The organism is Shewanella septentrionalis, from assembly GCF_025370265.1.
GTDB lineage: Bacteria > Pseudomonadota > Gammaproteobacteria > Enterobacterales > Shewanellaceae > Shewanella > Shewanella hafniensis.
In genome coordinates this window covers 1-26,055 of sequence record NZ_JAMTCC010000025.1, presented here as the reverse complement: position 1 = coordinate 26,055, position 26,055 = coordinate 1, and the positions used below count along the sequence as shown (strand labels likewise).

Here is a 26,055-nt window from a genome sequence, read left to right as displayed (position 1 = left end):
AAGTGAGGTATATTCGTTTTTAAGCCTAGAACAGGTGTGAACATACGCAAACTTTTGCGGAACATTTCTGCAACATAGTGGTCTAAGTCACGTTTTGTACTATGAGTTTGAAATTTATTTTGTGATTATTCAGGTGAAATTGCTAGATGTGCCAAATCTCTATACCCGAATTCAGGCAAGTTTAGAGGCTGCAATTTTTTACATATTCATATTGCAGATTTAAGCGTATAAATTTTAGTCACTAAATTTGAATTCTGTTTCATTTTTTGCAGATAAAATGGTGTAGAGCATATTTGTAAATACAGTTCGGCCATGCGAATGACTCATTTTTTAAATGAGACATTTGTACGTTTGCATTATAAATAACTGGGAATTATCTCCCTCATAAATATTAACAGTCGACTAATGTTGATATTTTTGCGGTGAGATTGTAGACGTAATACGAGTGATACTTGTTTTAGTCTTCTAAAATTGCTCTTCCAAGAAAAGTCGACATTTATCGCATTTTCACGAGTAGGTAAGCGCTGCGGCATATTTTACTGCGTCTTTTTCTCCGATTTACGGCCTTTGTACTGTATGGTGAGCAGCCTAAATTGGGCTTGATTGCTGCATAGGGCCATAGAACCTATAATCTTGCTCTGTGATGTTGAGTTCTCTTCTTTCTAATATGATCCAATAAAAGGAATGTCATAATGCAAAGACGCAATTTTTTAAAAAGTGCGGCTATTTTGTCGACTGCGGGTTTTATCGCGCCAGTACTGGCATCTTCCTCTAAATCGAGTGTCGTTGAATCTAGCTCAAGTGATGGACGTCGCCGTTTTATCTTAACAAACACTTACCATCTTGTTGCTCCTGAAGGCTCTGAGGGCGTGGTTAACTTGTGGATCCCTTTGCCTGAAGACACACAATTCCAACGGGTCAGTAAGCTGAATTTCACTGGCAGTTTTAAAGATGCCTATATCAGCTCAAACAACAGTTATGGCGCCAAAACCCTGTTTGCGACTTGGCCAGATGCCAAAGCCAGCATGACTATTAAAGTTGAGTTAGATATTGAAACCTTAGATTGGGAACCGCTTAAGAGCGGCGCTTTGACTCACTATCGCACGCCAACACAGATCCACTATCCTGCGGATGTAGAACGTTATTTACTGCCGACTAAACATATGCCGATTAACGGTATTGTGAAGCAAACGGCGGATAAAATCGTCGGTAGCGAAACTGAGCCACTGAAACAAGCGCGACTGATTTACCTTTGGGTTAGCGCCAATATGTTCCGCGACAATAGTGTGATTGGCTGTGGTACAGGCGATGTGGCCAGCATTTTAGAAAGTGGCAAGTTAGGCGGCAAGTGTACCGACATTAACTCGGTATTTGTGGCGTTAATGCGTGCTGTGGGTATCCCTGCCCGTGAAATGTTTGGGATTCGCTTAGGACAGGCTATCAAGATGGGTCATTATTCTAAAAAGGCATTTGGTAGCGCCGATGAAAAAGGGGTTGCCGATGTCAGTGGTGGTCAACATTGCCGCGCTATGTTCTATTTAGCGGGTTATGGTTGGTTGCCCGCCGATCCTGCCGATGTGACTAAAATGCGCTTAACGGAGAAAAAAGAACACAGCGATCCTGAGGTTCAGGCGGTGAATGATTACCTTTTTGGTAACTGGGAAATGAACTGGGTTGGCTTTAACTATGGCCGCGACTTTGATTTATTCCCTACAGCCGAACAGACACCACTGAATAACTTTGGCTACCCGTATGCCGAAGTTGATGGCGATCCCGTGAACTATTATGAGCCTAAAGTGTTTGCCTATGACTACCAGTCAACCGAACAACGCTAAGGGCCTCTTCGCGACTATGGCCGCCGCAGTGCTTGCTGCGGTTGCTTCAAGCCTATGCTGTATTGCCCCGCTTATTTATTTGGTGTTCGGGGTGTCGGCCGCGAGCCTGTCAGGGATTGAGCAACTGAGCTGGCTGCAAGTGCCCATGTTGATACTGTCGACTGGGCTGATTCTGATGGGATTTTGGCGGCTCTATTTTGCTAAAAAGCCACTGTGTACCGCGACGTTGAGTCGTACTCAGATGCTGTGGCTGTACTGGTTAACTGTGCCTATTGTGCTGGCATTTCAGTTATATCCTTTTGTATTACCTTGGTTATTAGAGGTGTTCGAATGAAGTTAGTGTTATTTCTCGCCTTGAGCTTGTGTTCAGCGCCCACTTGGGCGGCAAACGTGCTGGTTACCTTAGATGTAAAGGGCATGACATGTCCGCTGTGTGTCACTGTCGTGAATAAAGCCCTGCGTAAAACCGATGGGGTGATTAAGGCCAAGGCTTCGTTGAAAACCGAACAGGCAATAGTGACTGTGCCAGAGGATTTTAATCTTGATAATTTGCTCAAGGCCGTTGATGAAACGGGTTATAAGGGCAGTATTAACAAGATAGAGAAACAAGCTTAAGCGTCTTGGCCTACCATGGCTTTATTAGCTGTAATACACCTCGGGATCGACTCTGCGCTGCCTCTCTTCATTTTTCTCTGAAGACTCCTTAATCAGGTCCATCTTTTGCGCTTGTAGTAACTCTAGTTGTTTGGCTTTTTCTTCTTCAGACAGGCTTTCATCGTTGGCAATTTTTTCCATTTCAGCCTCTAACTGCTTCAGTTTTTCCCTATCGATACCTGTACGCTTATCGAGGATCGCCTGCATGGCTTCAGCCAATTTGTCGGTGCTTTTATCTGACTCAGGTTTGCCAGCAATGGCTTGCACATTCCCCGTATAGCCTTGTTTGGCGTTAGCTGCGAGATGGCTATAGGTATCGGCTGTCGCTACAGGCGCAGATGAGGAGAGGGTGACAGTATCTTGGCTAACTGCGGGACCCGTTAATGCAATCGAAGTGGCATCATTAGCTTGGTTACTCTGGCTTGATTTGAGTTGCGTGAGTGCCAAATTTGCATAGGGATTGGTATAGCTGTTGGGGTTGATTGTGCTCATGTCCGATTCCTTTTGGTATGGCCCAGTAGTTGTGCCAGTAGTTGTGCCCAGTAGTTGCGATTGAGTCCCTTGGCAACCTTTGGCCTAATACGGCGCGATTAAATGGTGCTAATGGTCGTTTTAATTAATTTAATGATGCTCGGTATTTTATTAAGCAAGTTAGAGGCCAACTCAGGCTTATGTGGGGTTTATGTATGGTTCATTTGTGATTGATTTATCAGAAGTCACGCTTGAACGAGGCTTTTAAAAAAATATTTATACAAAAACTTGATCCTTGTACAACTATGGTCCGTAATTAAAGACATAGTGATACAAGGAGTCGACTTATGTACAAGTTTAACCCGCAGCGAATTCAGATTGGGATCAGTGCTTGCTTATTAGGGGAGAAGGTTCGTTTTGATGGCGGACATAAAAATTCTACCTATTGTAATCAAGAAATTAAGCAATTTTTCGATTACGTGCCTATCTGTCCGGAAATGGCGATTGGCCTAGGTGCACCCCGAAAAAGTATCCGTTTAGTCCGTGATGGCGAAACCATCTTGGTTCAAAGCGGTGACGGCAGCTTAGATGTGACCGATAAGCTTAATGAATACAGCGAAAACAAGGTTGAAGAGCTCGATTTTCTCGGCGGATATTTGCTTTGCGCTAAGTCGCCAACCTGCGGCATGGAGCGGGTGACTGAGTACAAAATTGGCACGAACAATGGCTCTAAGTCGGGGATTGGTGTGTTCGCCCGCAAGTTAATGGAGCGTTATCCACTATTGCCCGTGGAAGAAGAAGGCCGTTTGCATGACATGGTGCTGCGGGAGAACTTTTTCACCCGCGTTTATGCCTATCACGATTGGCATCTGATGAAGCATGAAGGGCTGACTAAGCATAAGTTAGTGAAGTTTCATTCCCGCTATAAATACCTGTTAATGGCGCATAGCCCTACGTGGTATCGCGAGCTTGGGCCGATAGTGGCCAATATTGAGGATCTTGAACAAAGCGCAACCCGCTACTTTGAAGGCTTTATGACGGCGCTGAAAATCAATGCGACCCGTAAAAATCACACCAGTACGCTGCAGCATATTCAGGGTTACTTTAAAAAGCATTTGAGCAAAGAGCAAAAGACAGAACTGTCTGAAGCGATTATGAAATATCGCGAAGGTTTATTGCCTCTGTTAGTGCCTATCACGCTCATAAATCATTATCTGCGGGAATTCCCAACGCCTTACATTGAAGAGCAAGTGTACTTGAATCCCCATCCAGAGGCGTTGAAGCTGCGCTATGCCTACTAGCATGAGTGGTTTTTAGCTTTGAATTTAGTGAGTTATTACTGATATATGAAACAAGATACCCAGTCCATAACCAACGATGAGCCCAATGATGGCGTGTTACTCCCCATTGGTGAAGTGTCGGCCTTAACCGGCGTGAATGCCGTGACCTTAAGGGCATGGCAGCGCCGTTTTGGTTTAGTGATCCCTGCGCGCACGCCCAAGGGACACAGATTATATACGAGTGAAAATATTCAAGAAATCCATGAGATTAATACATGGTTAGCTAAAGGTGTTGCGATCAGTAAGGTTAAACCTTTGCTGATGAGTGCCGCCAAATCCTTGTCTATTGAAATGGTAGAAACTCAAGTTGTCGATCTGTGGGGTGAGCAAATTACTGCGCTGAATGCAGCATTGTTCGACTTCAATCAGCATAAATTGCAGCAGATATTAGACGATGCATTTGGCTTATATCCGTTTCAATTAGTGAAAGAAAAGTTACTGCAACCTTGGCTTAATCAACTCGATGACTTAGTGGATGAGCGGCTCGATGCCGAGTTAATTCTCGCTTGGTTAAAAAGCGAATTACTCAGCCGAGTTGGTGGGCGTTATGCCTTTACCGGACAGGCCATTGCGGCGCGAATGGCTGTGGTGCAGTTATCCCGCGGCGCGGCCACGCAGCCTAACTCTACCCGAACTAAAAGCCTGTTTTCTTTGCTCTTATCGCTCGAGTTAGCGTCGCTTCGAGTATCGGTTATCGACCTTGGCGAGCAGGCCATAGGTAGTTTACCGCTGCTGCAGGGCAGGCTTAACGTCGATGCGCTTTTGCTTATTCCCGATCCAAATCATTCGGGGTCTGAGCAGACTGAAATGCTCACTGTATTGGCACAAATGAGTTTCCCCTGTCGATTTGTTGGCCCCTTTGCGCCGACCTTGACTTCCTTATCGGCTTTCTGGGCGCCTTCGATGACAGACTTGATTGGACAAATGCCGTCTCGAGCAGTGGGGAAGACTAACAGAAGTCACAAAGGCAAAGGGAAAAGCGAGCAGGGCAATAGTCGAGAAAACAATGACATCAGTTAGCGACTCAATGCCAATAGATTCAATGCCAGTAAAAGTGCAGGGCAATAATGCACTGATGTGGTTTCGCCAAGATTTACGCCTTGCCGATAATCAGGCGTTAAGTGCAGCCTGTGATTGGGCTCGGGAGAATGGCGTGGCACTTAAGGCCATTTATATCGCTACGCCAACTCAGTGGCAAAGCCATGATGTGGCGCCCATTCAGTTAGATTTTATCGAACGTCACATCAATTTGCTTGCCCAAGGGCTGGCGAGTTTGGGTATTACATTCGAATTAATTCAGTTAGATACCTTTGCCGATGTGCCAGCGTTTATCAGTGATTACTGCCAGCAGCAAGGTATTAGCCGCGTTTTTGCCGGCAGTGAGCCTGAGATTAACGAGCAACAGCGTGACCAAGCCTGTATTCAGGCGGGTATTCCTCTGATGTTAACCGATGAGCATTGTTTGCTTAAGCCGGGCACAGTGCTGAATTTGTCCGGCGACATGTATAAGGTTTTCACTCCTTTTAGCCGTAAGTGGCGAGAAATTGCCGCTCGCCATGCTATTTTGCCGCTTCCAGTTCCGGCGCCGCTTGGACCTGTGTTGACCGAGCCAAAGCCGCTTTTGTTTAACCATGTCACTAAAGTGCCGAGTGAACTTTGGGCTGCGGGAGAAGGGCAGGCAAAGCGTTTGCTTTCTGCATTTATTCAGCAGAAAGTGCAGGATTATAAGCAAGATAGGGATTTCCCCGCCATCGATGGCACCAGTTCTATTTCACCTTATCTGGCCATTGGCGTCGTTAGCCCAAGACAATGCGTTGCCGCGTTGCTGCATGACTTCCCCGAGGTGATTGTCGACGATACTAGTCCAGCTCGAACTTGGTTAAATGAGCTTACCTGGCGTGAGTTTTATCGTCATTTGCTGGTGGCATTTCCTGACTTATCTAAGAATCATAATTTCAATCGACAAGCTGACCATGTGCAGTGGCGCAATAATCCGCAGGAGTTTGCCGCTTGGTGTGAAGGTCGTACTGGCTATCCGATTGTCGATGCGGCAATGCGCCAGCTCAATCAAACGGGTTGGATGCACAATCGTCTGCGTATGGTGGTGGCGAGTTTCCTGACTAAACATCTACTGATTGATTGGCGTTGGGGCGAGCGCTATTTTCGCCAAAAGCTCATCGATGGTGACTTGGCTGCGAATAATGGCGGCTGGCAGTGGTCCGCGGGTTGTGGCTGCGATGCCCAGCCTTATTTCCGCATTTTTAATCCTATGAGCCAGAGTGAAAAGTTTGATCCAGATGGCAGCTTCATCCGTAAGTACTTACCAGAGCTCGCATCTTGGGGAATTAAGCAATTACATCAACCCAGTACAGCGCAGACACCGTCCTTGTTTGAACAGCCGTTATTCAACACTCAAACGGCTTATCCGAGTGCGATTGTCGAGCACAGTGCAGCAAGAGCAAGGGCGTTAACCGTACTAGGTGTATTGAAAAAGGCCGCGGCCCAATAAATAGGATCAGGAGCAATAACCAGATGACAAACCAAGCGACGACTGAGACTAATACGCTTGTTGATGATTTTATTCAGCTTTATCAAGCCTTGAATAAAGATAACTTGCACCTGTTGGGTCAAGTTTACGACGACAGTATTAGCTTTACCGATCCTATGCATCAAATCACAGGGCTAGAGTCGTTAACTCAGTACTTCGCGAAGTTATATAAGAATGTTAAGCATATTCAGTTTGAGATCAAAGAAGTACAGCAGGATGCGAATCAAGCCGCGCTGTTTTGGCAGATGGAATATAGCCACCCTAAGTTGAATAAAGGCGGACTTATCCATGTTGATGGCATGAGCCAACTTAAATTCAACGACAAGATTTATTTTCACAGGGATTACTTCGACTTAGGGCAAATGTTGTACGAGCATTTGCCTTGCATGGGCGGGCTTATCCGCTTGCTTAAAGACAGGGCGGCTAAGTAATGGACGTTGTTAAGCCATTGAAAATTAATACCGTGCTTATTACAGGTGCAAGCTCAGGCATTGGGCTGCAACTGGCACAGGATTATTTAGCCTTAGGTTGGCACGTCATTGCCTGTGGCCGCTCCCAAGAAAGATTAGATGCGTTAGCCTTGAATGAACTCGTAGGTGCCACCTTGTTAATTTTTGATATATCCCAGCGCAACCAAGTTCAACAAGCTGGCCACGATTTAGCCGAGCTGTTGGCGAAAACCGATTGTCAGCTCGATTTGGTGGTTTTAAACGCGGGCAGTTGTGAGTATATAGACGATGCTAAGGCCTTCGATGATGTGTTATTCGAGCGCGTCGTCCATACCAATTTAATTGCGATGGGATATTGTCTCAGCGCATTTTTACCTTTAATGCCAAGGGGGTCACGTATTGGCTTAATGAGTTCCAGCGCTATTTTTTTACCTTTCCCTCGCGCGCAAGCCTACGGCGCCTCTAAAGCTGGCGTGCAGTATCTCGCCTCGAGTCTCTCGCTTGATCTTGCTAAGAATGACATAGGTGTGAGCTTGATTTGCCCTGGTTTTGTTGCGACGCCACTGACCGCAAAAAATGATTTTTCTATGCCAATGCAAGTGAGTGTGCAAACCGCTTCTAAGGCAATCCGCAATGGGCTTAAAGGTGGCAAGCGCGAGATCCATTTTCCGCGACGCTTTACTTATCTATTGAAATTGATGTCGTTTTTACCTGCCTTTGTGTGGCAAAAAATGATTGCAAACGATACTCAAGCCAAGCCGCTTAAGGACAAGAGTTTATGAAAAATATCGCCATCGTCGGCACCGGCATTTCTGGATTAACCTGTGGCCATCTATTAAGCGAGTCGCACAAGGTCACAGTATTTGAGGCCAATGACTATATCGGCGGCCATACGGCGACAGTCGATGTGGAGCACCAAGGCCAAACCTACGCTATAGACACTGGTTTTATCGTGTTTAATGACAGAACCTATCCAAGATTTGAGCGTTTATTGGCTCGCCTTAACGTCACCATATTACCGACTGAGATGAGTTTCAGCGTCCAAAATGCGCTGACAGGGCTTGAATATAACGGCCACAATTTAGCGAGTTTGTTTGCCCAAAAGCGTAACCTGCTGAATCCGCGCTTTTGGGCCTTTTTAAAAGAAATTCTACGCTTCAATAAAGGCTGTAAGGCACTCTATCAACAGGATATTTACCCTGAAGGTAACTTAGGTGATTATTTAGACAGTGAAAACTTTTCGCGCTTTTTTGCCGAGCACTATATTTTGCCCATGGGCGCGGCAATTTGGTCTTCGAGCATAGAAGATATGCGTGCGTTTTCGTTGAAGTTTTTTATTCGCTTCTTCCAGCACCACGGTTTATTAAATGTCAGTGATAGGCCTCAGTGGTATGTGCTAAAGGGCGGTTCACGTAGTTATATTCCTGATCTTATTGCGCCCTTTAAAGACAATATTCGCCTTAACTCCCCCGTGACAGGTATTGAACGTCATGGCAATGGGGTGAAGTTACAAGTCCAGGGTGAATGGTTGGAGTTTGACGAGGTGATTTTAGCCTGTCATAGCGACCAAGCACTGCGGATGTTAAACGATCCCACGCCCACAGAACGCGCCATTTTAGGCGACCTTAGCTACCAGAATAACGATGTGGTGCTGCACATGGATACGCGTATCCTGCCTAAGCGAAAAGCGGCTTGGGCGAGTTGGAACTATCGATTAGATGGCAATCTAAAACGCCCAGCGTCAGTGACTTACAACATGAACATACTGCAACAGTTGCCAGCCAATGCGCCGACGTTTTGTGTCACTTTGAATCAGTCAGAGTTGATTGATGAGGCGAAAGTGATACGCCGCTTCAATTATGCCCACCCAGTGTTTAACGAAGCCAGCCTTAAGGCGCAGGGTCGCCGTGAGGAAATCTCCGGGCAAAATCATACCCATTTTGCTGGAGCTTATTGGCACAATGGTTTCCATGAAGATGGTGTTCGCAGTGCACTGGATGTATGCGCCCATTTTGGTGTCAGCCTATGACCGATGTAAATGTGACAAGCTTAAATATGGCAGAACTCAATAGCGGCATTTATTACGGCACTGTATCCCACAGCCGTTTTACGCCGATTAAACACAGCTTTAGTTATGCCATGGCGCTGCTGGCGATTGACTTAGATGAAGTCGATAGGATCAGTGCCATGGGGCGAATTTTTGCCAGTCAGCGCCGCGCTTTACTGAGATTTAATCCTAAAGACTATTTAACGTCTTTTACGACTAAATCCAATGATAACAGCGAAGTGGCCGTAGCCGATCCAAGCGCCGCGGCGCTTAAGAGTCGAGTATTGGCTCAAGTAGCCGAGTTAGGTGCTGATAAGCTGTGCGACCGAGTTCTGTTTGTGGGTCAGATCCGTCATTTTGGTGTGTATTTCAGCCCAGTAAATTTCTATTTTTGTTATCAAGATCAAACGCCTTTATACATGTTGGCCGAAGTGAGTAACACGCCTTGGGATCAACGCCATTGCTATTTAGTGGATGTAGCTGCGCCCAAACCTTCTGACAAAGTGTTTCATGTTTCCCCTTTTATGACCCTAGATATGCGTTATCTCTGGCATGTGGCTGCGCCGAGGGAAGACTTAAATATTGGTATTGAAAACAAGTCGATGCAGGAAAATGGCAAAAAATTGTTTAATGCCAATCTTGTGATGAAACGTCAACCGATCACGGCGGCCAATTTACGGACGCTTTTGTTTCGCTTCCCTTTTATGACTCTCAAGATCTTCTTCGGGATTTATTGGCAAGCGCTGAAACTCTTTTTCAAACGTGTGCCCTTTGTGCCGCATCCAGCTCAGATGGAGAAATAACATGGAAAATACTGCTTCGCAAACCTCAGTCGCCACAGAGAAACTGCCCGACAGTATTGCGCGTAAAGTCTTGCTCAAGGCGCTGGAAAGTCTGCCCCACGGTTGCTTGACCTTAGTTGAGGGCGATAAGAGTTATCGTTTTGGTGAGAGTCATACCGATTTACATGCCACGCTTGTGGTTAAACACCCCAGTTTTTATCGTCAAATAATGCTTTCAGGCTCCATTGGTGCCGGTGAAGCTTATATTCAAGGCCATTGGACGAGCCCAGATCTCACCAAAGTTGTGCAACTGTTTGCCCGCAATTTAGCCTTGCTCGATAGGATTGAAGCCAAGTTTTCTTGGTTAACCGGCACGATAAACCGCGTGAAGCATGTGCTGAATCGTAACTCGCAGGAGGGCTCGAAGCGCAACATTTTGGCCCACTACGATTTGGGTAATGCCATGTACGAGCAATTCCTCGACCGTGAAATGTTGTACTCGAGTGCGCTTTATCCCCATGAGGAAGCCAGTTTGCAGGAAGCCCAGCTGTTTAAGCTGATGACTATCTGCGAGCGCCTCGATTTACAGCCAGGTCAAACCTTGCTTGAGATTGGTACTGGCTGGGGCGCACTGGCTATTTATGCGGCCAAGCATTATGGCGTGCACGTGACAACGACGACGATTTCAGATGCGCAATACGCCTATGCCAAAGCGCGCGTTGAAAGCGAAGGCCTGAGCGATAAAGTGACTCTGCTGACCGAGGATTATCGCAATCTGACGGGGGAATACGACAGGGTTGTTTCTATTGAAATGATTGAAGCGGTAGGGCATGAATATTTACCGGGTTTCTTTAAAAAGCTGGAATCACTGTTAAAGCCCCATGGGCGTATGCTGCTTCAGGCGATAACGATTGCCGATCAACGTTACGACAGCTATCGCAAAAGTGTGGATTTTATTCAGCGCTATATTTTCCCCGGTGGCTGCTTACCTTCTGTCAGTCAAATGGTCGGTCATATTGCCAAACAGACGGATATGGTGGTCTGGTCGCTCAATGATATGGGGCTCGATTACGCTAAAACGCTGAGGCATTGGCATGAGAATTTCGATCATGCCGTGGGTGAAATCCAAACCTTAGGTTATGGCGAAGACTTTATCCGCATGTGGAAATTTTACCTAAGTTATTGCGAAGGTGGATTTTTAGAACGCACCACAAGCACAGTGCATTTAGTTGCCGTACGTCCGGACTATCGCGTTCTAGGCAATAGTCAACCTAGCCTGGCTGTTCCTGCGGCTACCCGGTTAGATTAGCCGTTGAGAGTAGTTCGTTTAGATGCATCCGTTTAAATGAAATTGTCGCTGTAGTTGTAGCAAGATAAAAGTGAGGCAAAGATGAAGTCAATGTTAGCTAACTCTCGGCATCTGCCTAAACATCAGGGTTTTATACTCTATAACGCCCTGAGTTTTCAGGCTGTGTGGTGGTCGAGTGTGCTTTGGCTTAACTTGTCACTGCTGCTAACTATACCTTTGTTATTGTTTCACTTTATCCTGTTGTCCTCGTCGGGTAAGCGCCAGTATCGCCAAGTCGATTTACGATTAATGCTCAAGGTTGCCGCCCTAGGGATTGGCATTGACGCTGTGCTGTCGGTTTTAGGCCTGTTCGAGTTTGCTGTCTTCCCTTGGTGGCTTGGCTGTTTATGGCTGCATTTTGGCTTGAGTTTGAATCATAGCTTAGCGTTTATGCGACCCTTACCGCTGATATTGCAGGCGTTACTCGGAGGAATATTTGGCACGTTAAGCTATGTCGCGGGCGCGCAGTTTAATGCGGTGACTTTGCCCTACGGCAATGTCATTTCTGCTGTGGTGTTATTTTTTGTTTGGCTAGTCTTGCTGCCATTTTTAATCCAACTTGCTAATCCATATGGATTTAATCGAAGCACTAAGGCTCGCTCTTTTACTGTGTTTGGACGTTAATTATTGAAATCTAGGAATTGAGTCCGGTTAAGTCATTTTTTAGTCAATAGGTGTTGTAAGACATCATGCAGTCAAAGGGGATCCTATGTCGTCAGTTCGTAATCGCAGCTCAAATCTTGGTTTTTCATTTTTGAATTCAAGCTGCTTAAGTTTATTGGCGCTCAGTTTATTGACCGCACCTCTAAAAGCATTAGAGGCGAAAACGCCAGATTTTGAAAACATTACTATCGAGCTGAATGATGCCGCCGATGTGACGCAGACTTTTCAGGAAGTAGGGCGCGGAGAAATGGATTGGTTGTGGTTTAGTTTGTATAAAGCGAGACTGATGACGGTAAATGGCCGTTATCAACAGGGGCAATATCCTTTGCTGCTAGATATTGAATATTATCGAGATATAGAGTCTGAAGATCTGTTAGAAGCGACAAAGGATCAATGGCAGCATCTAAAGTTTGCCGAAAAGGATATCCAGCGTTGGTTGAGTTTATTAACCGCCACTTGGCCAGATGTGAAGCAGGGCGACCATTTAAGTTTTAAGGTTATGGATGGGCAAACGAGTCAGTTTTTCTTTAATCATCAATCACTAGACATTATCCACGATGCTAATTTTGCTGAGGCATTTTTAGCGATTTGGTTATCGAAAGACACTAGCCGTCCGAATTTACGGGCGCAATTACTCGGAGAAAAACCATGCGATTGTTAACACGACTTATCGGTCAAAAGTTATTGCTAGGCCTAATAATGATTGGGCTGCTATCGAGTTGCTCATCGGTGGAAGTGACTGACTATAAAGATACTCATCCTACACTGGTGTTGGAATCATTCTTTAATGGACCATTAAAAGCGTCTGGAATAGTGCATGACTTTAGCGGCAAAGTGATCCGTAAGTTCAATGTCACTATGGAAGCCAGTTGGCAGGGAAACGAGGGTGTCATTAATGAATGGTTTGTTTATGATGATGGCGAAACTCAAACTCGTGTGTGGCGCATTAAAGCGCTAGGGGAAGGGCGATACTCGGGAACTGCAGGCGATATTATCGGCACCGCCGATGGTCAATCCAGTGGTAGTGCGCTACGTTGGAAATACGATATGTTATTACCCGTGGATGGCGATGAATACCAAGTTCATTTCGACGATTGGATGTTCTTAGTGAATGACAATACCATTATAAATCAAAGCGATATTATTAAGTTTGGCATCACAGTCGCTCAGGTTACTTTAGTTATTCAAAAATAGTCTCAGCAATTTTTAGTTAAGTTAGCTTAACTATGTTTGTGCTTGCTTGTCATGGATTCACTCTGTTGATTAAGGCTTAAGTTGGCTTAAACAGTATAGCTTGGCTAATAATCACCTTTTGTCTGCACTAAAGTATTCAGTTCAAACCAAAGTGTCAGCTAGGCACTTTTGCTAGCGGCATAAAGTGATAAATATGATAGTTAATTATATGTAACTCATTGTTTATTATTTTAATTATTCCAAGTTTAAGTCGGTGTAGATTAATGATTAAAAAACACTTAGTTCTATGGTGTGCCTTGTTGAGTTTGTCGTTAACTGCTTGTTCATCCTTTGACGTTGTGTTTGAGGAACAAGCTGAGACAAAAGCTGACCCTCATCAACCTGCCAGCGATCCTATGGTGCAAGATAATGAACGCCGTATTCGAGATGCGAGGGCAGATGGTCGTTTAGAATCCGATTTTTTTAAAACCTAGGTACGCGGTTAAGTTTAAATAAGAAGAGTGGGTTAGGGACTCGCTGCAACCTCAATACTTAACCCTCAATACTTAACCCTCAATACTTAACCCTCAATACTTAACCTTCAACAAGCATTGTGGGTTAAGTATTGAGGTTGCTAGGGAAAAGGGCGAAGAGCGAAGAGCTAGCCTGCTTGACGACTGTTATCTATCGATTTTTTGTCATAATATTCAAACGGAAACACATTACGGATCCTTTGCTTCACATTGTCACTCACGTTGGCAGAAATATGTAAGCGTACATCTCCTGATTTTTCAGCCCTAACAGTACAGGTCAGTTTTTCAGCTTTAGCAATGTGGCGGCATTCCCGCTCGAAGCGCTCTGGGATTTTGCCTTTATGCTGAGTCATGCGGCCATCTTTAAAATGCATTTCAAAAATAGTTAGACCTTTCTTGCCACCAAATATGAGTTTGTAAACGAGAAAAATACCAATAGCGACAAAAATGAGTTTGAAAATATCGGCTGTCATAACGCCCCCTATCTTATGTTTATAGGACAAAGATACTCCTGAGTGACTTGTTTTAACAGTGCGCTAACACGCAATTTTGAATTGGCAATAAAATCATTCCCGCCTAGACTTAACTGGCAAAGGAAAAGTAACCCCTCAGTTAAGGAAAACGCCATGTACTTATCAAATGCAGATCGTTGGTCATTATTGTGTAAGAAGCAAATCGATGTAATTGAAAAACTTTCTACACAATTCCCCGAGAGAAAAGCACATCTTAGTGAGCTCACTCAAGGGTGGCGCCATGTTCAACATCAAGTTCAAGCCGGTGATAGGCCTATGCCACTCGAGCTAATCAAATAAGTGCGAGCTGCTTGATCTGATAGTTTGTATAAGAGCCCAAAGTCACTCAATGAGTGGCTTTTTTATTGTGTGAGTATTGATGTTCAGTTTATGCAATTTATCGAGTACTTGAGTAAGGCGCGGGTCGCTAGTGAGTTCTTTTAGGCCAAGCAAAACGCAAGCTGCTGGTGTTAACGTGAGTCAGTGGTGCTTTGCACTGAACACTTCAAATTTCAGATACAAAAAAACCACTCGTTTGAGTGGTTTCGTTGTTTATATGGTGCCGGCACCAAGAGTCGAACTCGGGACCTACTGATTACAAGTCAGTTGCTCTACCAACTGAGCTATGCCGGCTAAATTGTGGTGCCCGAACCCGGAATCGAACCAGGGACACGAGGATTTTCAATCCTCTGCTCTACCGACTGAGCTATTCGGGCAACTAACTAAGCGTTAGTTAACTACTTCAAACTAAGTCGTAAAGACCTTGTTCGTTCGAAGTGCGCGTATAATATAGTGCTCGCTTTGGCTGTGCAAGCCCTTTTTAAATGACTGATTAACTATTAAACAAAAATCGAACATTTATTTGATTCTTCCACTTTTCTCATATTGAGTCGCTGAATTTTTCAGCATTTTAGTGACGTTAGTGCTTCCTTTGGATTGATAATGTTAATTTCAGTGCTCGTTTAATCTGTGTTTTAAGAAAGAACATTAACGCTTAAGGCATGCAATGTATGCGAAGTGGAGGGCAATATCGTCTGATGACGAAGTTTAGTGAGTGTCACGGTACTTTTATCGACAGCAGAGTTTGGTAGATAAGTTTGTCTGCAATTATGATGTTGAACAGGCATGAGTTGAAGGGCCAAAAGTCAGTCTCAAAACCTACCGATATTATCGAGAGTAAGTCAGTTGCGCTTTGCACTGAACACTTCAAATTTCAGATACAAAAAACAGATACAAAAAAGCCACTCGTTTGAGTGGCTTCGTTGTTTATATGGTGCCGGCACCAAGAGTCGAACTCGGGACCTACTGATTACAAGTCAGTTGCTCTACCAACTGAGCTATGCCGGCTAAATTTTTACTGCAAAATAATGGTGCCCGAACCCGGAATCGAACCAGGGACACGAGGATTTTCAATCCTCTGCTCTACCGACTGAGCTATTCGGGCAACTAAACTAAGCGTTAGTTAACTACTTTGAATTCGTTGGCTGAGCCGTCTCGTTCGAAGTGCGGCTATATTAGCTAGGGAGTTTCACCTCTGCAAGTGCTTTTCCCCAATAAATAACTCGTTCGGCGGTTTAATGTGCATCTTGCTTGTTTTTTATCTCTTTTTCAGCAGATTCAGGTCAATTTCATTCGTTGACTGTAGTTTTCAAGTCAGAAGGATACTGATGTTTACTATAGATTTATGCTCATAAATCCTAGTTTCCTGCTTACTTTCTAAAATTTAGAAAGATATGAGCGATTTTTACTGATTTTAGTTTTTAAAATTAGACTTATGATAATGAATATTATTTCATGGATGGCATGAAGAAAACGCGAATACGGAGTCGCAGTATGTTTCGAAATAGTAAGTTGGCTTATGGGATAACCGCAATTGTGACTCATTGGCTGAGTGCGATCGTCGTCATTGGGTTGTTTGCGGTAGGTGTGTGGATGGTGGAGTTAACCTACTACAGCGCATGGTACAAGACAGCGCCACATCTACATAAGAGCGTCGGGATTTTACTCTTGGCAGTGACGTTATTCCGCCTGTTATGGCGCTTAGTGAATCCTAAGCCCGTACCAGAGGCGAATCATAAGCCTTGGGAGAGGCAGGCGGCTCATATTGCGCATTTAGCTATTTATGTATTGCTGCTGGTGATCATGTGTGCCGGCATTTTGATTTCAACGGCAGAAGGCCGAGGAATTATGGTGTTTGACTGGTTTGAACTACCAGGATTTGGACCTTTTTTTGAAAACCAAGCTGATATAGCAGGCGATATCCACCAATACGCAGCTTATAGCTTAATCGCACTCGTGGTAATCCACGCAGCAGGTGCGTTAAAGCATCACTTTATCGATAAAGACGCAACTTTACTCAAAATGATTAAATTTAATCGAGGATAATACAATGAAAAAGCAACTGTTAAGCGCACTGATTGGTGCATCTCTATTGGCTCCGATGGCGGCTTCAGCGGCGGACTATGTCATTGACCGTGAAGGAGCACATGCCTCTATTACTTTCAAAGTGAGCCACTTAGGTTATAGCTATGTCGTTGGCCGCTTTAATGATTTTAGCGGCGACTTTAGCTATGACGCGGCTAAACCCACTGCGGCTAAAGTGAATGTGACTGTAAATACGCTCAGTGTAGATTCAAACCACGCCGAGCGTGATAAGCATATTCGTAGCGCCGATTTCCTTAACACGAGTAAGTTTGCGCAAGCGACGTTTACCTCAACCACAGTTGAAGATAAAGGTAATGGCGACTTAGTGATTAACGGTAACTTAACCTTAAATGGTGTCACTAAGCCATTAGCTATCAATGCCCATGCAGTGGGCGAAGGTCAAGATCCATGGGGTGGCTACCGTGCAGGTTTTACGGGCACAACCACGTTTGCGATGAAAGATTTCGGTATCAAAATGGATTTAGGCCCAGCGTCTAGCCATGTTGAGTTAGATCTTGTGGTTGAAGGCGTGCGTAAGTAACGCTCAGTTATTCTTCACGAGATTAATAAACAAAAAGCGCCGAAAGGCGCTTTTTTTGTAAGCTTTATCGTTAAGTGAACGACAAAAATTAATCTTGGTCTTTTTCAGGCACAAAACCTTCAATTTCTACTTCTTTACCTTCAAAGAGGAAAGAGGTCATTTGCTCTTCAAGAAACTTACGATCATCAACATTCATCATGTTGAGTTTCTTTTCGTTAATCAGCATGGTTTGCTTTTTTTGCCATAGGCCCCAAGCTTCTTTGCTGATGTTATCAAAAATGCGCTTACCTAAATCACCTGGATACAGTTGAAAGTCTAGGCCGTCGGCTTCTTTATTTAAATATACGCAATTGACTGTACGCGCCATGATTATTCCTTACTGACTGCGGATTGAACGAGTGATCCCAAATTGGCTAGCACGCGCTCGGTGGCGGCGGCGAGTCCCACTTTGGAAGGATGACTTATGTTATACCAGAGAGACTGATTTTGTTCCATGACCGCGCCCACGCTCTGTTTATTGCCGTGGGTTTTATCGCCATGAGTTTTATCTAAGTTAATCATCATGGGCTGAATATCTAAATGGAAGTGGCTGAATGTGTGCCTAAAGCCAGTTAGCCATTCGAGTTGCTGCGCAGCAAACCCTTGCTCTTCAAGATGAGTTTCAAGTGCGGCTTGGGTGGCAAACTCAGGGAAACACCAAAGTCCGCCCCAAATTCCCGCTGGCGGACGTTTAGCTAAAAACACTTGGTTGTCTTGCATTAGCACTAACATCCACGCCGCTTTGGTCGGTATGGTTTTTTTAGGCTTCTTGCCGGGGAAATCGGTTTGTCGGCCAATCAGCTGAGCTTTGCAATCAATCGCTACAGGGCAAGCGGCGCAGTTAGGTTTGCTACGAGTACAAATACTGGCGCCGATATCCATCATGGCTTGATTATATTTCTGAATATCTTGCTGCGGCGTATACGTGTCAGTCAGCTGCCAAAGCTGCGCTTCGACCGTTTTTTGCCCCGGCCAACCGGCGATAGCGCCGTGTCGTGCTAACACGCGTTTGACGTTACCGTCGAGAATGGGGTGATGCTGGCCAAGAGACAGTGACAATACCGCGCCTGCTGTCGAGCGACCAATACCCGGCAGAGCCAGTACTTGCTCAAAATCCGTTGGAAATAGTCCCTTATAATCGTCGCGGATCATCTTGGCCGCTTTATGCAGATTACGCGCCCTAGCGTAATACCCAAGGCCGGTCCAATGATGTAACACCTCATCATCTGGCGCGTTAGCAAGTGCTAACACATCGGGGAAACGCGCCATAAATTTAAGGTAATAGGGAATAACAGTCGCAACCTGAGTTTGTTGTAGCATGATTTCAGAAACCCATACGCTATATGGGGTTTTATCTTGCTGCCAAGGGAGGGTTTTACGACCGTGATTGTCGTACCAAGAGACGATACGTGTAGCGAAGGAGGCTGTAGATTTCATCGGCGCAGTGTAGCGGCAGTTATCTTCTTAGACAAGCTCAAAGACAAGTGGATAAGGGCTAAAAAGCCGAAAATCACTGCTAAATTCGCACTCTCAAATAATCTTGGTATACTTTCGCCCCATTAGTGCTTGCACTGTATGTTGAACTTTGGATAATGCCCTTCTTTTATGATGGTGCTGTCCACTAGACGAGGCAAAAATGAGCGAAGTCACTACCGCTGAATTTAATGAAGAAGGCAAGTATCTGCGTAAGATCAGAAGCTTTGTCCTAAGAGAAGGTCGCTTAACTAAAGGCCAAGCCCAAGCTATTGAAAGCCAGTGGCCAACAATGGGGTTAGATTACAGCCCAATTCCACTGAACCTGAGCGATGTTTTTGGCCGTGAAGCCGATACTGTGCTGGAAATTGGCTTTGGCATGGGCGCCTCTTTAGTGCAAATGGCTAAAGACGCACCAGAGCAAAATTTTATTGGTATTGAAGTGCATAAACCGGGTGTTGGTTCTTGCTTAAGCGATGCCGCTATTGCGGGTGTGACTAATTTACGTGTGTATCATCATGATGCCATGGAAGTATTAGAGCATGCGATTGCCGACGGTTCATTAGCCCGAGTGCAATTGTTTTTTCCCGATCCTTGGCATAAGAAACGTCACCATAAACGTCGTATCGTACAAGCTGAATTTGCTGAATTGATCCGTCGCAAGCTAAAAATTGGCGGCGTGTTCCATATGGCAACCGATTGGGAAGAATACAGCGAGCATATGTTGGAAGTGATGCAAGCAGCTCCTGGTTATCAAAACCAGTCGAGTGATGGCACTGTGGTGCCGCGTCCTGATCATCGCCCACTGACAAAGTTTGAAGCCCGCGGCCATAGACTGGGTCACGGTGTATGGGATCTGATGTTTGAGCGTATTGCTTAATCTAGATATTTCAATTGATTAATTAGTTTTTTAACACAACGGGGAAAGTCACTATGGCAACTAATCGTAGCCGTCGTTTACGTAAGAAAATGCGCGTTGATGAATTCCAAGTGTTAGGTTTTGATATGGCTTGGACTTTTGATGCATCAGTATCAGAAGCCGATATCGATGCAACTGTTGATAAATTTATCGATGAAGTGATCGAAACCCGTAAGTTAGGTTTCCATGGCGGCGGTCACATCGAATGGGAAGGCATTATCGCAACCCAAACGATCGGCAAATGTACCGAAGAAGATATTGCTGCAGTTAAGGCATTCTGGGCGAACCAAAAAGTGTCTCAGGTTGAAGTTAGCGAACTGTACGACATTTGGTGGGGTTAATGCCCGAGTTGGCATTACTTGAGGAAGTGGTCGACAAAGTTCGACCCTTGCTCGGCCAAGGAAAGGTTGCAGATTACATCCCCGCACTGGCTAGCGTTGATGCTGGTAAATTAGGCATTGCCGTCACTACTGTAGATGGTGAAACCTTAGGTGCGGGCGATTACCTTGAGCCGTTTTCGATTCAAAGTATCTCCAAAGTTTTCAGCTTAACCTTAGCGTTAACTTTATATGAAGAAGCTGAAATTTGGAGCCGAGTTGGCAAAGAACCTTCGGGCCATTCATTCAACTCTTTAGTTCAAGTCGAGCTAGAACGTGGCAAGCCGCGTAATCCCTTTATCAATGCGGGTGCGTTAGTGATTGCTGACTTATTGCAGAGTCGTTTAGGTGCGCCCAAACACAGAATGCTCGAGTTAGTTAGGCAACTAAGTCAAAACGATAAAGTGTGTTTCGATAAACAAGTGGCAGATTCAGAATATCAACATAGTGCGCGCAATGCGGCTATCGCTTATTTGATGAAGTCCTTTGGTAATTTTCAAGGCGATGTTGATACTGTGCTACGCACCTACTTTCATTACTGCGCCTTAAAGATGAACTGCGCTGACTTGTCTAAGGCCATGTTGTATTTGGCAAATCGCGGCAAGACTTTGGATGGCATTGAGCTGATTTCTCAGGTGCAAACTCGGCAGCTTAATGCCCTGTTGGCGACTTCGGGCCTATACGATGGTGCGGGCGAGTTTGCCTATCGTGTTGGTATGCCAGGTAAAAGTGGTGTCGGTGGCGGCATCATTGCCGTTATTCCTGGGGAGCTGTCGATTTGTGTTTGGTCGCCAGAACTCGATGGCAATGGCAATTCACTTGCTGGCACTGCCATGCTTGAGCATTTAAGTCAGCGTCTTGGCCGATCTATTTTCTAGCTTTACCTCTCGTTTTTATTAGCACTATCAGACTAAAAGTTAGCGAATTTCGCTAATGACCTTTTAGTGCTAACTTTCCTAAATCTAACATAATCATATTGTTATAAAGTTGGCACGTCTCCTGCTATAAGCTATTCAGTAGTTTAGGTTTATCGAATTATTCAGATTAAAGGACGAACAACATGAAATTAAATAAGTTATTAACTGGATTTGCTTTATCCGGGGTGATTCTAGGGACATCTGGCCTACAGTTGGCGCAAGCGCAAACCGAGCCTAAAGTCGATGATCGCTGTGAAGTCTCTTTAAATTATGACGTAATGGTTGAGCCTAAAAAATTAGTCATGAGCGAGAAGGGCACAGAAAAGTATCGCATCGAAGTCGATAAGTTATTTGTTGAAGGCAAACAAGTAAGCTTAACCGATAAGCAAAAAAAGTTAGTGACTCAATATGCCGATGAAGTGTCGACGCAAGTGCCTGAAGTGATTGAAGTCGTGAACGAGGCCGTCGCATTAGCGTCCCAAGCGGTGAGCATGGCGTTAACCCCTTTAATGGGCGATGCGGCCGGTGCTAAGTTCGATGAAATGATGGCGGGTGTCCAAAAGCGCGTTGATTCTGTGGCTTACCGTCATGGCGATAGCTTCTACTTAGGTGCGACGGAAGACTCGATGCAGAACACCTTTAATGACGAATTCGAGCAGGAAATGGAGCAAATTGTTCAGAACTCAGTCGGCACTATTATGATGACTATAGGTGGCCAAATCATGTCGGGTGACGGTGATAGTTTTGAAGCCAAGATGGATGCCTTCTCCAAGAAAATTGACAACTTAGGCCAAGATATTGAGCAACAAATTGAGAGTCAATCTAAGGGATTGGAAGCTAAGGCTGACCGTTTGTGCGACCGATTTGAAAATCTGTTAGTGCTTGAAAATCAATTACGCCAAGAGGTACCAGAACTCGCGCCTTATGCGTTGACACAAAACTCAACCAAGGAGCTGCGTGAATAGTTCTTGTTAATCGTCCTTACTAATAGTTTTTGTGAATAGCCTTTAGTTTTAACTGCAATAACTTCTATCTCCTTGTGCATGAGTCAAATTTGAATGCTACGCCCCTAGTCAATTTATCGCCTAGGGGCTTTTTTATTGGCTAATTCTTAGTGGCGAAAGCTATGAGGATAAAGTCGATGTGGCGTCTAGGCTTGGCTTGCAGCGATTTAGTTCGGAATGTTACAGTCTAGAGACGAATATTTGGTATACTCTTAAAATATAATTAAAAGCTGGCATATCAGTCAGATATAACACCCTACTTTAGTGGACTTTTTCGGTCTAAATCTCTGCGTTATATCACTTTAATGCGAGATATCAATGCTATGGTTATTTTAAAGCGATGATTACGCTAACCACTGCTACTCACCGAAAGTTAATATCATTGTCGTAAACAGCTTAAGGCGACTTCCATGTTAGAACTGTTAGAACCTATTGCGATTTTTACTCATGTGGCCAGAGCTGGTAGTTTTAGTGCCGCCGCAAGAAGGCTTGGGATCTCTAAGTCTAAGGTCAGTACACAAGTCGCCGATCTTGAACATAGACTTGGTGTTCAATTAATCCAACGTACCACCCGTAGCTTAAGCCTGACTGAAGCAGGGCATTTGCTGTATCTGCAAGGTGAAGAACTGCTGCGTGACGCTGAACAAGCGATAGCCAGCGTGCATAACTTAAATGATGCGACTCGCGGTGTGCTCAAGGTGGGGATTTCCCAATCCTTTGGGGTGATGCATATCATTCCTGCGCTGCCATCCTTTATGGCAAAACATCCTGAGCTTGAGCTACAAGTGAGCTTACTGGACCATAAAGTAGATGTAGTGAGTGAAGGCTTAGATTTATTGTTAACTATGTCGGAGCAATTACCGCTTGGCATGGTTGCTAGACCTCTGATGAAGTGCCAATTCCTGTTAGTTGCTTCTCCTGGCTACATTGCTCAACATGGCGAGCCAACTCGACCTGAGCAGTTAGTTGACCACAATTGTTTGGTCTATCAAGGCGAGTGGCACGAGCACAGCATGTGGCAATTTAAGAAGGGCGATGATTACTGTGAAATTGGCGTATCGGGCAATTTCAGGGTGGATAACGCGCCAGCATTAAAATCCGCTGCAATCAGTGGTCTTGGGGTTGTGTATCTTGCAAGTTATTTGATGGAAGATGAAATTGCCAAGGGAACATTAGTGCCTTTACTGAAGGATTGGCAATTGACCCACCATCTGCCATTGCAGGCGGTTTATCCCCGTCGTAAGCACTTAGCACCTAAGGTCAGTTCTTTTATCGAGTTCATCAAAGATCACATAGGAACGCCGCCGTATTGGGATGCGCCCTATGTCGAATTATTCAGTAAACGTCAGTAAAATAGGAAACATTGTTCTCAAAATTGGTTATATGTGATTTTAAATTAATTAGGTACTTTTATGGTTATTTAAAATCAATGCTTTAGATTGAGTTTATGAGTACATTTGCTGATGATTTTTTAGAGTGTTCTAAAGCACTTTTTTATAACATCCTTGAACTCTGTTCTTAATTGAATACAATGGTAACAGTTGATTCGGAATGACCTGAGTCCTATACGTTTATTGGAAATGACCCCTTTCAATTTTTGTGTACAGGTCGGCATTAATGCAGTTTTGGATCACAGCCAACAGAAGTTTGAGAACTAAAACAATGTTGGCTCTTTAAACCATCATCCTAGTTTTTGGTTTACCTCAGCCTTATCGCTGAGGTAATTTTTTTATTGATGGTTTACAGCTTTAGGCACAAGTTTTGTCTCCCTGTACCCTAAAGTCGCAACTGTGTGTTAAGTGATGTGAAGGCGAGTGCTAAAGCATAAATTAATACAACAAATATAGTGACCCACAGTGAGAAGGGTTCTGTTATCTAACGGGATAATGGTACCAATAAAAAAGCCACTTTCGAGTGGCTTTTTTATTGGGGGTAGCTAAGGCATTCACCTATGTCGCTTTAGTCGTGAAGCAAGTTAACAGTGCTTCACGACTAAGTACTTAGGTATTAAAGCATTAAAGCATTAAAGCATTAAAGCATTAGTGCATTAGGCCTTTTTCTTGCTGGCTATCCAGAGATCGACTTGTTGTTCTAACACATCCAGTGGCAATGCGCCGTTAGCAAGTACTAGCGTATGGAAGTCGCGGATATCAAATTGACTGCCAAGCTGTTGCTCTGCTTTATGTCTGAGTTCCAGCAGCTTAATCATGCCCACTTTATAAGCTGTTGCTTGTGATGGCATAACGATATGGCGTTCAACCATTTTCACCGCATCTGATTTAGCATTGGGCGTATTATCCACGTAATAGGCAATGCCTTGCTCGCGGGTCCACTTTTTAGCGTGGATACCAGTATCAACGACTAAGCGACATGCACGCCATAGCTCCATTGCTAGACGACCAAAGTCAGAATAGGGATCGGCGTAGAGTCCCATTTCTTTCGGGAAAGATTCGCTATATAAACCCCAGCCCTCGATATACGCGGTATAGCCACCAAACTTGCGGAACTTAGGAATATTTTGCAGCTCTTGGGAAATGGCGATCTGCATGTGATGACCCGGAATACCTTCGTGGTAGGCCAGTGCCTCCATTTGGTATTTCGGCATGGCTTTCATGTTATATAGGTTGGCATAGTAGCTACCTGGACGAGAACCATCCGGCGCTGGTTGTTCATAGAAGGCTTTACCCGCGGATTTTTCCCTAAAGGCTTCAACCTGTTTGACTATCATGGCGGCCTTAGGTTTTACTTTGAACACTTCATCCAAGCGCGATTTCATGTTGTCGATGAGCTTAGTCGCCTCTGCTAAATAAGCGGCTTTACCTTCGGCGGTATTGGGGTAGTAGAACTGGGGATCGTCACGCATAAAGCTAAAGAATTGCTGTAAATCGCCTTTAAAATTGACCTTCTTCATGATGGCGCGCATTTCGTTGTGGATACGTTCCACTTCAGAAAGCCCTAAGTCATGGATTTGATCGGCGGTCATGTTTGTCGTAGTAGTACGAGCTAAGGCATTGTTGTAGAAGGCTGCGCCATTTGGGAGTTTCCACGCACCATCACGGTCGTCAGCTTTGGCCGCTAACGTTTTTATATAATCGATGAGCTTGTTGTAGGCGGGCTCGACTTGAGTCACTAGTGCTTGCTCAGCTTGCTTTATTAACGCTTGCTTCTCTGTTTCTTGAATCGCTAATGGGTTCACTTTACGGCGAAAATCTGCGAGTAGCGCGCTATCGTCGCCCTTATCAAAAGGCGCACCTTTGATAATGTTTTGGCTGTCTGAAATCACATAGGCGAATACAAACTTAGGCGCGATAATGCCTTTATCTGCGCGAACGTCTAATACTGTCTGTAGTTGACTTAACCGTTTGGGCACGCCATTTAAGCGGCTGATATAGGCCTTAGCATCGCTGACATCTGTGATTTGATGTTGGTTAATTAAGAAGGAGGCGATCATAGAGTGGCCGCCATACATCTGATTCACAGGGTAATTATGGTAGCGCCATTGGTCATCTTCGATGTCATTTTGCAGATTTTGTTTGAGCAAGGTAAGGCTGAGTTTTGTTTGTGGATCGAGCTTGGCCGCATCAATCAGATTGACCTGCGCCAGTTGTTTTTTCGTGCGCGCTAAGGCTTTATCATCGGCGGCATCACCCAGTTCATCCCATTTATCATAGTCTTGCTTGATCCCCATATAGGTCTGCGAAATGGGGCTCGCCATGATGTTTTCCATGAAGATGGTTTCGAACAGAGCATTGGCTTTTTCTGACTCGGTTTGTGCTACTGCATTCACAGGTTTGCTTGTACTGTGTAAGGCTGGCGAAGTTGATGCTGCATACGCGGGAATGGTCAGTAGAGCTGAAAGGGTCAGTGCGACTAAGCTGATTTTAGTTTTTATTGGCATGATCAGGCTTCCTAGATTGATTTGTATCAATACTAAAGAAGCGGAACAAGAATGTATGGATATTAGTGTTAGAAAATGTGTTAGCAGTAATAGTGTTAAACTGTACTG

The 26,055-nt window shown here is 44.7% G+C and carries 27 protein-coding genes, 4 tRNA genes and 1 pseudogene; 23 read left to right on the top strand and 9 right to left on the bottom strand.

Features of this window, described 5'->3' with window-relative positions:
• Positions 1-692: 692 nt before the first annotated feature.
• The 3 genes from NE536_RS14830 to NE536_RS14820 are packed head-to-tail and all read left to right on the top strand — an operon-like array spanning position 693 to position 2,450.
• Positions 693-1,835, top strand: coding sequence for a transglutaminase-like domain-containing protein (locus NE536_RS14830; RefSeq protein ID WP_261273155.1), 1,143 nt, complete (start codon positions 693-695; stop codon positions 1,833-1,835).
• Between the two features lie 16 nt (positions 1,836-1,851).
• Positions 1,852-2,169: a hypothetical protein gene (locus NE536_RS14825; RefSeq protein WP_342455085.1), complete on the top strand. Its 318-nt coding sequence runs from the start codon at positions 1,852-1,854 to the stop codon at positions 2,167-2,169.
• Complete coding sequence (locus NE536_RS14820; protein WP_106649907.1) at positions 2,166-2,450, top strand: heavy-metal-associated domain-containing protein; 285 nt, start codon at positions 2,166-2,168, stop codon at positions 2,448-2,450. Before NE536_RS14825 ends, NE536_RS14820 begins: the two co-directional genes overlap by 4 nt.
• Positions 2,451-2,474: 24 nt before the next feature.
• Here the strand turns inward: NE536_RS14820 and NE536_RS14815 are convergent, their stop codons facing one another.
• A complete protein-coding gene (locus NE536_RS14815) occupies positions 2,475-2,981 on the bottom strand; it encodes a hypothetical protein (protein ID WP_107946874.1) in 507 nt (168 codons plus the stop codon).
• Positions 2,982-3,307: 326 nt separating this feature from the next.
• Here NE536_RS14815 and NE536_RS14810 point away from each other — a divergent pair, with 326 nt between their 5' ends.
• The 12 genes and pseudogenes from NE536_RS14810 to NE536_RS14755 all read left to right on the top strand — a co-directional run bounded on the left by NE536_RS14810 (position 3,308) and on the right by NE536_RS14755 (position 13,826).
• Positions 3,308-4,261 carry a YbgA family protein gene (locus NE536_RS14810; protein WP_006082548.1) on the top strand — a complete coding sequence of 318 codons (954 nt, stop codon included), beginning with the start codon at positions 3,308-3,310 and terminating at the stop codon, positions 4,259-4,261.
• A 45-nt stretch (positions 4,262-4,306) separates the two neighbouring features.
• A complete protein-coding gene (locus NE536_RS14805; RefSeq protein WP_261273153.1) occupies positions 4,307-5,320 on the top strand; it encodes a MerR family transcriptional regulator in 1,014 nt (337 codons plus the stop codon).
• On the top strand, positions 5,307-6,809 hold the full coding sequence (gene phrB / locus NE536_RS14800; RefSeq protein ID WP_261273152.1) for a deoxyribodipyrimidine photo-lyase: 1,503 nt from the start codon (positions 5,307-5,309) through the stop codon (positions 6,807-6,809). Before NE536_RS14805 ends, phrB begins: the two co-directional genes overlap by 14 nt.
• 23 nt (positions 6,810-6,832) lie before the next feature.
• A complete protein-coding gene (locus NE536_RS14795) occupies positions 6,833-7,279 on the top strand; it encodes a nuclear transport factor 2 family protein (protein WP_107402336.1) in 447 nt (148 codons plus the stop codon).
• Complete coding sequence (locus NE536_RS14790) at positions 7,279-8,079, top strand: SDR family NAD(P)-dependent oxidoreductase (protein WP_261273151.1); 801 nt, start codon at positions 7,279-7,281, stop codon at positions 8,077-8,079. Before NE536_RS14795 ends, NE536_RS14790 begins: the two co-directional genes overlap by 1 nt.
• Entirely contained in the window at positions 8,076-9,326 is a 1,251-nt protein-coding gene (locus tag NE536_RS14785; RefSeq protein WP_259522340.1) for an NAD(P)/FAD-dependent oxidoreductase, read from the top strand. The genes NE536_RS14790 and NE536_RS14785 overlap by 4 nt, the downstream gene beginning before the upstream one ends.
• Positions 9,323-10,147, top strand: a complete 825-nt coding sequence (locus NE536_RS14780) for a DUF1365 domain-containing protein (RefSeq protein ID WP_261273150.1) — start codon at positions 9,323-9,325, stop codon at positions 10,145-10,147. Before NE536_RS14785 ends, NE536_RS14780 begins: the two co-directional genes overlap by 4 nt.
• A gap of 1 nt (position 10,148) precedes the next feature.
• Positions 10,149-11,435 (top strand): SAM-dependent methyltransferase, encoded by a 1,287-nt coding sequence (locus tag NE536_RS14775; RefSeq protein ID WP_261273149.1) that lies wholly within the window; start codon positions 10,149-10,151, stop codon positions 11,433-11,435.
• A gap of 81 nt (positions 11,436-11,516) precedes the next feature.
• Complete coding sequence (locus NE536_RS14770; RefSeq protein ID WP_261273148.1) at positions 11,517-12,098, top strand: DUF2878 domain-containing protein; 582 nt, start codon at positions 11,517-11,519, stop codon at positions 12,096-12,098.
• An 85-nt stretch (positions 12,099-12,183) separates the two neighbouring features.
• Positions 12,184-12,798: a chalcone isomerase family protein gene (locus NE536_RS14765; RefSeq protein ID WP_261273147.1), complete on the top strand. Its 615-nt coding sequence runs from the start codon at positions 12,184-12,186 to the stop codon at positions 12,796-12,798.
• The gene (locus NE536_RS14760; RefSeq protein ID WP_107946882.1) at positions 12,786-13,331 is read left to right on the top strand and encodes a DUF3833 domain-containing protein; all 546 of its coding nucleotides are present in this window, start codon (positions 12,786-12,788) and stop codon (positions 13,329-13,331) included. Before NE536_RS14765 ends, NE536_RS14760 begins: the two co-directional genes overlap by 13 nt.
• A gap of 263 nt (positions 13,332-13,594) precedes the next feature.
• A pseudogene (locus NE536_RS14755) lies at positions 13,595-13,826 on the top strand (hypothetical protein).
• A 145-nt stretch (positions 13,827-13,971) separates the two neighbouring features.
• On the opposite strand, the gene NE536_RS14750 reads toward NE536_RS14755, so the two are convergent.
• Positions 13,972-14,316 (bottom strand): DUF3634 family protein, encoded by a 345-nt coding sequence (locus tag NE536_RS14750; RefSeq protein ID WP_220777163.1) that lies wholly within the window; start codon positions 14,314-14,316, stop codon positions 13,972-13,974.
• A gap of 153 nt (positions 14,317-14,469) precedes the next feature.
• On the opposite strand from NE536_RS14750, the gene NE536_RS14745 reads away from it, so the two are divergent.
• Positions 14,470-14,655, top strand: coding sequence for a hypothetical protein (locus NE536_RS14745; RefSeq protein ID WP_106649920.1), 186 nt, complete (start codon positions 14,470-14,472; stop codon positions 14,653-14,655).
• Between the two features lie 257 nt (positions 14,656-14,912).
• Here the strand turns inward: NE536_RS14745 and NE536_RS14740 are convergent.
• The 4 genes from NE536_RS14740 to NE536_RS14725 form a co-directional block, all read right to left on the bottom strand.
• A tRNA-Thr gene (locus tag NE536_RS14740) sits at positions 14,913-14,988 on the bottom strand.
• A gap of 7 nt (positions 14,989-14,995) precedes the next feature.
• Positions 14,996-15,071 (bottom strand) — tRNA-Phe (locus NE536_RS14735).
• Between the two features lie 555 nt (positions 15,072-15,626).
• Positions 15,627-15,702 (bottom strand) — tRNA-Thr (locus tag NE536_RS14730).
• 21 nt (positions 15,703-15,723) lie between these two features.
• Positions 15,724-15,799, bottom strand: a tRNA-Phe gene (locus NE536_RS14725).
• 389 nt (positions 15,800-16,188) lie between these two features.
• On the opposite strand from NE536_RS14725, the gene NE536_RS14720 reads away from it, so the two are divergent.
• Together NE536_RS14720 and NE536_RS14715 are read left to right on the top strand one after the other, a co-directional pair.
• Entirely contained in the window at positions 16,189-16,740 is a 552-nt protein-coding gene (locus NE536_RS14720; protein ID WP_259503825.1) for a cytochrome b, read from the top strand.
• A 4-nt stretch (positions 16,741-16,744) separates the two neighbouring features.
• Positions 16,745-17,320, top strand: coding sequence for a YceI family protein (locus NE536_RS14715; RefSeq protein ID WP_006082533.1), 576 nt, complete (start codon positions 16,745-16,747; stop codon positions 17,318-17,320).
• 88 nt (positions 17,321-17,408) lie between these two features.
• Here the strand turns inward: NE536_RS14715 and NE536_RS14710 are convergent, their stop codons facing one another.
• The gene (locus NE536_RS14710) at positions 17,409-17,687 is read right to left on the bottom strand and encodes an oxidative damage protection protein (RefSeq protein WP_006082532.1); all 279 of its coding nucleotides are present in this window, start codon (positions 17,685-17,687) and stop codon (positions 17,409-17,411) included.
• Positions 17,688-17,689: 2 nt separating this feature from the next.
• On the bottom strand, positions 17,690-18,796 hold the full coding sequence (mutY, locus tag NE536_RS14705; RefSeq protein ID WP_261273145.1) for an A/G-specific adenine glycosylase: 1,107 nt from the start codon (positions 18,794-18,796) through the stop codon (positions 17,690-17,692).
• Between the two features lie 199 nt (positions 18,797-18,995).
• Between mutY and trmB the strand changes: the two genes are divergently transcribed.
• The 5 genes from trmB to NE536_RS14680 all read left to right on the top strand — a co-directional run bounded on the left by trmB (position 18,996) and on the right by NE536_RS14680 (position 23,401).
• A complete protein-coding gene (trmB, locus tag NE536_RS14700; RefSeq protein WP_261273144.1) occupies positions 18,996-19,712 on the top strand; it encodes a tRNA (guanosine(46)-N7)-methyltransferase TrmB in 717 nt (238 codons plus the stop codon).
• 53 nt (positions 19,713-19,765) lie between these two features.
• Positions 19,766-20,092 carry a YggL family protein gene (locus NE536_RS14695; protein ID WP_261273143.1) on the top strand — a complete coding sequence of 109 codons (327 nt, stop codon included), beginning with the start codon at positions 19,766-19,768 and terminating at the stop codon, positions 20,090-20,092.
• Positions 20,092-21,006 carry a glutaminase B gene (gene glsB / locus NE536_RS14690; protein ID WP_261273142.1) on the top strand — a complete coding sequence of 305 codons (915 nt, stop codon included), beginning with the start codon at positions 20,092-20,094 and terminating at the stop codon, positions 21,004-21,006. The genes NE536_RS14695 and glsB overlap by 1 nt, the downstream gene beginning before the upstream one ends.
• A gap of 182 nt (positions 21,007-21,188) precedes the next feature.
• Positions 21,189-22,010, top strand: a complete 822-nt coding sequence (locus tag NE536_RS14685; RefSeq protein WP_261273141.1) for a YggN family protein — start codon at positions 21,189-21,191, stop codon at positions 22,008-22,010.
• Between the two features lie 449 nt (positions 22,011-22,459).
• On the top strand, positions 22,460-23,401 hold the full coding sequence (locus NE536_RS14680; protein ID WP_006082526.1) for a LysR family transcriptional regulator: 942 nt from the start codon (positions 22,460-22,462) through the stop codon (positions 23,399-23,401).
• A 695-nt stretch (positions 23,402-24,096) separates the two neighbouring features.
• On the opposite strand, the gene NE536_RS14675 is transcribed toward NE536_RS14680, so the two are convergent.
• Complete coding sequence (locus NE536_RS14675; RefSeq protein WP_261273140.1) at positions 24,097-25,947, bottom strand: DUF885 domain-containing protein; 1,851 nt, start codon at positions 25,945-25,947, stop codon at positions 24,097-24,099.
• Positions 25,948-26,055: the final 108 nt, after the last annotated feature.

Bases quoted from the DNA above. Each gene is read 5' to 3' on its own strand.
- glsB (WP_261273142.1), top strand. From the start codon at position 20,092: ATGCCCGAGTTGGCATTACTTGAGGAAGTGGTCGACAAAGTTCGACCC.
- trmB (WP_261273144.1), top strand. From the start codon at position 18,996: ATGAGCGAAGTCACTACCGCTGAATTTAATGAAGAAGGCAAGTATCTG.
- NE536_RS14695 (WP_261273143.1), top strand. From the start codon at position 19,766: ATGGCAACTAATCGTAGCCGTCGTTTACGTAAGAAAATGCGCGTTGAT.
- NE536_RS14720 (WP_259503825.1), top strand. From the start codon at position 16,189: ATGTTTCGAAATAGTAAGTTGGCTTATGGGATAACCGCAATTGTGACT.
- mutY (WP_261273145.1), bottom strand. From the start codon at position 18,796: ATGAAATCTACAGCCTCCTTCGCTACACGTATCGTCTCTTGGTACGAC.
- NE536_RS14785 (WP_259522340.1), top strand. From the start codon at position 8,076: ATGAAAAATATCGCCATCGTCGGCACCGGCATTTCTGGATTAACCTGT.
- NE536_RS14750 (WP_220777163.1), bottom strand. From the start codon at position 14,316: ATGACAGCCGATATTTTCAAACTCATTTTTGTCGCTATTGGTATTTTT.
- NE536_RS14680 (WP_006082526.1), top strand. From the start codon at position 22,460: ATGTTAGAACTGTTAGAACCTATTGCGATTTTTACTCATGTGGCCAGA.
- NE536_RS14795 (WP_107402336.1), top strand. From the start codon at position 6,833: ATGACAAACCAAGCGACGACTGAGACTAATACGCTTGTTGATGATTTT.
- NE536_RS14775 (WP_261273149.1), top strand. From the start codon at position 10,149: ATGGAAAATACTGCTTCGCAAACCTCAGTCGCCACAGAGAAACTGCCC.
- NE536_RS14780 (WP_261273150.1), top strand. From the start codon at position 9,323: ATGACCGATGTAAATGTGACAAGCTTAAATATGGCAGAACTCAATAGC.
- NE536_RS14810 (WP_006082548.1), top strand. From the start codon at position 3,308: ATGTACAAGTTTAACCCGCAGCGAATTCAGATTGGGATCAGTGCTTGC.
- NE536_RS14770 (WP_261273148.1), top strand. From the start codon at position 11,517: ATGAAGTCAATGTTAGCTAACTCTCGGCATCTGCCTAAACATCAGGGT.
- NE536_RS14685 (WP_261273141.1), top strand. From the start codon at position 21,189: ATGAAATTAAATAAGTTATTAACTGGATTTGCTTTATCCGGGGTGATT.
- NE536_RS14815 (WP_107946874.1), bottom strand. From the start codon at position 2,981: ATGAGCACAATCAACCCCAACAGCTATACCAATCCCTATGCAAATTTG.
- NE536_RS14710 (WP_006082532.1), bottom strand. From the start codon at position 17,687: ATGGCGCGTACAGTCAATTGCGTATATTTAAATAAAGAAGCCGACGGC.
- NE536_RS14675 (WP_261273140.1), bottom strand. From the start codon at position 25,947: ATGCCAATAAAAACTAAAATCAGCTTAGTCGCACTGACCCTTTCAGCT.
- NE536_RS14790 (WP_261273151.1), top strand. From the start codon at position 7,279: ATGGACGTTGTTAAGCCATTGAAAATTAATACCGTGCTTATTACAGGT.
- NE536_RS14760 (WP_107946882.1), top strand. From the start codon at position 12,786: ATGCGATTGTTAACACGACTTATCGGTCAAAAGTTATTGCTAGGCCTA.
- NE536_RS14765 (WP_261273147.1), top strand. From the start codon at position 12,184: ATGTCGTCAGTTCGTAATCGCAGCTCAAATCTTGGTTTTTCATTTTTG.
- phrB (WP_261273152.1), top strand. From the start codon at position 5,307: ATGACATCAGTTAGCGACTCAATGCCAATAGATTCAATGCCAGTAAAA.
- NE536_RS14830 (WP_261273155.1), top strand. From the start codon at position 693: ATGCAAAGACGCAATTTTTTAAAAAGTGCGGCTATTTTGTCGACTGCG.
- NE536_RS14820 (WP_106649907.1), top strand. From the start codon at position 2,166: ATGAAGTTAGTGTTATTTCTCGCCTTGAGCTTGTGTTCAGCGCCCACT.
- NE536_RS14805 (WP_261273153.1), top strand. From the start codon at position 4,307: ATGAAACAAGATACCCAGTCCATAACCAACGATGAGCCCAATGATGGC.
- NE536_RS14825 (WP_342455085.1), top strand. From the start codon at position 1,852: ATGGCCGCCGCAGTGCTTGCTGCGGTTGCTTCAAGCCTATGCTGTATT.
- NE536_RS14745 (WP_106649920.1), top strand. From the start codon at position 14,470: ATGTACTTATCAAATGCAGATCGTTGGTCATTATTGTGTAAGAAGCAA.
- NE536_RS14715 (WP_006082533.1), top strand. From the start codon at position 16,745: ATGAAAAAGCAACTGTTAAGCGCACTGATTGGTGCATCTCTATTGGCT.